The 3,211-nt window shown below is 55.0% G+C and carries 3 protein-coding genes and 1 pseudogene; 3 read left to right on the top strand and 1 reads right to left on the bottom strand.

Annotation, left to right across the window (positions count from 1 at the left end):
* The 3 genes and pseudogenes from RTK32_RS20465 to yfaE all read left to right on the top strand — a co-directional run.
* Positions 1–859: pseudogene (locus RTK32_RS20465) on the top strand (ribonucleotide-diphosphate reductase subunit alpha); the annotation flags it as partial.
* Between the two features lie 76 nt (positions 860–935).
* Positions 936–2,066 carry a class Ia ribonucleoside-diphosphate reductase subunit beta gene (nrdB, locus tag RTK32_RS20460; RefSeq protein WP_312047164.1) on the top strand — a complete coding sequence of 377 codons (1,131 nt, stop codon included), beginning with the start codon at positions 936–938 and terminating at the stop codon, positions 2,064–2,066.
* A gap of 1 nt (position 2,067) precedes the next feature.
* Positions 2,068–2,334, top strand: a complete 267-nt coding sequence (gene yfaE, locus RTK32_RS20455; protein WP_312047163.1) for a class I ribonucleotide reductase maintenance protein YfaE — start codon at positions 2,068–2,070, stop codon at positions 2,332–2,334.
* A gap of 40 nt (positions 2,335–2,374) precedes the next feature.
* On the opposite strand, the gene RTK32_RS20450 is transcribed toward yfaE, so the two are convergent.
* A partial coding sequence (locus tag RTK32_RS20450) for a competence/damage-inducible protein A (RefSeq protein ID WP_312047161.1) occupies positions 2,375–3,211 on the bottom strand: 837 nt, incomplete at its 5' end.

Genomic DNA, 3,211 nt, shown 5'->3' with positions numbered 1-3,211 from the left:
CGATTTGCAGGAGCTGGCCACGCTGGCAGTACGCGCGTTGGATGCGCTGCTGGACTATCAGGATTACCCGATCCCGGCCGCCAAACGTGGCGCAATGGGCCGTCGTACGCTGGGTATCGGCGTGATCAACTTTGCTTATTATCTGGCGAAGCACGGCGTGCGCTACTCTGACGGCAGCGCTAACAACCTGACGCACAAAACGTTTGAAGCCATTCAGTACTACCTGCTGAAAGCCTCTAACGAGCTGGCGCAGGAGCAAGGCGCCTGCCCGTGGTTCAATGAAACCACCTATGCGCAGGGCATTATGCCGATTGACACCTATAAGAAAGATCTGGATGCGATCAGCAACGAGCCGCTGCATCTGGACTGGGAAGCGCTGCGTGAATCGATTAAAACGCACGGCCTGCGCAACTCCACGCTGTCCGCGCTGATGCCGTCAGAGACCTCTTCGCAGATCTCTAACGCCACCAACGGCATTGAGCCACCACGTGGCCATATCAGTATCAAGGCTTCTAAAGATGGCATTCTGCGTCAGGTGGTGCCGGAGTACGAGCGTCTGAAAGATCAGTACGAACTGCTGTGGGAAATGCCGAACAACGACGGTTATTTGCAGCTGGTTGGCCTGATGCAGAAATTTATCGACCAGGCGATTTCATCGAATACCAACTACGATCCGACCCGCTTTGCGAACGGCCGCGTACCGATGAAACAGCTGCTGAAAGATCTGCTGACTGCCTATAAATTTGGCGTGAAAACGCTTTACTACCAGAACACTCGCGACGGCGCGGAAGATGCTCAGGATGACCTGGCGCCTTCCATTCAGGATGACGGCTGTGAAAGCGGCGCCTGCAAAATTTAACCAAAGCGGGGCGAGCTTCGCCCCCTGATTTTATGTCGGGCGGGGTTTTCCCTGCCCTTCCTCACTGGATAATGTCATGGCTTACACCACGTTCTCGCAAAATAAAAACGACCAGCTGAACGAACCGATGTTTTTCGGCCAGCCGGTTAACGTCGCCCGCTACGACCAGCAGAAATACGGCATTTTTGAAAAGCTGATCGAAAAGCAGCTCTCCTTTTTCTGGCGTCCGGAAGAGGTGGACGTGTCGCGCGACCGCATCGACTACCAGAGCCTGCCCGATCACGAAAAGCACATCTTTATCAGCAACCTGAAGTACCAGACGCTGCTGGATTCTATTCAGGGACGTAGCCCGAATGTGGCGCTGCTGCCGTTGATTTCGATCCCCGAGCTGGAAACCTGGATTGAAACCTGGGCGTTTTCCGAAACCATTCACTCACGCTCTTACACGCATATTATCCGTAATATCGTTAACGATCCGGCGGTCGTGTTTGATGACATTGTGACCAACGAGCAGATTCTGTCGCGCGCCAAAGATATTTCCGGCTATTACGACAACCTGATCGAGATGACCAATTACTGGCATCTGCTGGGTGAAGGCACGCATCAGGTCAACGGCAAAACCGTTACCGTTAACCTCAGGGAGCTGAAAAAGCAGCTCTATATCTGCCTGATGAGCGTTAACGCGCTGGAAGCTATCCGCTTCTACGTCAGTTTTGCCTGTTCTTTTGCGTTTGCCGAGCGTGAACTGATGGAAGGCAATGCGAAGATTATCAAGCTGATTGCCCGTGATGAAGCGCTGCACCTGACCGGTACCCAGCACATGCTGAACCTGCTGAGAAGCGGCGAAGACGATCCTGAAATGGCGGAAATTGCTAAAGAGTGCCAGCAGGAGTGCTACGACCTGTTTGTGCTGGCCGCGCAGCAAGAGAAAGAGTGGGCAGAATATCTGTTCCGCGATGGTTCAATGATTGGCCTGAACAAAGATATTCTTTGCCAATACATTGAATATATTACTAATATTCGCATGAACGCGGTTGGGCTGGAGCTGCCGTTTAAAACCCGCTCTAACCCTATCCCGTGGATCAACTCCTGGTTGGTTTCGGATAACGTTCAGGTCGCACCGCAGGAAGTGGAAGTCAGCTCCTATCTGGTTGGCCAGATCGATTCCGAAGTAGGCGAAAACGACTTCGACGACTTCCAGCTGTAATATGCGGAGGTACGTTACCCTCAGCGCCTGCGGCACACGCCTGGAATGCGCTGAGGATCACCCCAACTTACTGGCGACGCTGGAAGCCCATCACTATCAGGTGGAATTCCAGTGCCGTGAAGGCTACTGCGGCTCCTGCCGTATGCGCCTGGTAAAAGGTGAAGTCAGCTATGCGGAGCAGCCGCTGGCCTTTGTACAGCCGGGAGAAATCCTGCCGTGCTGCTGCAAGGCCAGGGGAGATATTGAAATCGAAATCCTGCACCTTTAGCCGTTCGTCCACTGACCGCGCCCTTCGGCGCGGTTTTTTTTCAGCCTTGCTGCGTTTCCACCACCTCAATCCAGCCGTGGCCACCTGAAACGTCCAGCCCCTCCATCCAACGCCTGAGCATATTCAGCGCCATCATGGCCACCACGTCCTGACGCGCCTTCAGCCCATGTCGGTTATTGCTGAACTTCACGCGCTGGCTCCAGCAGCCCTGCGGCGTGTAAAGGGCAAAACCAAGGTGATGATCTTTTTCGGCCCCCACCACCAGCGCCAGGCTGGCCTTACCGGCTTCGGCCAGCTGTTTCGCACGCTGCATCAGTTCAGCCAGGCTTTCATCCTGCGCTGGCAGCACATTGCCTGCCGCCAGCGGGGCCTGTACCGAGGCGAGCTGATATTGCACCAGTCCGGCGGTGAACTGTTCGCTTATCGCCAGCTGATGGTGCTGTTCTTGCAGGCGGCGGGAGAGCTGTGCAGGCAGCCCTTCCGTGCCCTCAAAGAGAGTGCTTTCACCGGCGATATCACGTACCTGCTGCCAGAACTGCTCCATTTCAGGCAGTTTTGAGGTTGGGCCATTCAGTTTTAACTCAATAATCGGCATGGAGGCGCGATAGCCCATCACCACCCCTTCCGGCAGCGGCAGCGGCTCGATTTCTGATGCCAGATCGCTTTCGCCGCGGCCAAAGGTCGTCAGGCGTAGGCAGACCGGCGGGTCTGAAACCGGAAAGCGGGCTTTAAGACGAGGCAGAATTTGCTCCTCGACCATTTTTTTATATTCCGACGGCACGCCAGGCGTGAAGAAGATCCAGCAGCGGTTAAGTTTCATTGCAAAACCGCAGGCGGTGCCAATGGGGTTATCAATCATCTCGGCACCCGCCGGGAT

The organism is Erwinia sp. (genome assembly GCF_031978025.1).
In the GTDB taxonomy this organism is placed as follows: domain Bacteria; phylum Pseudomonadota; class Gammaproteobacteria; order Enterobacterales; family Enterobacteriaceae; genus Erwinia.
The sequence above is the reverse complement of the archived record's forward strand: the minus strand, read 5'-3'. Positions and strand labels throughout refer to the sequence as shown.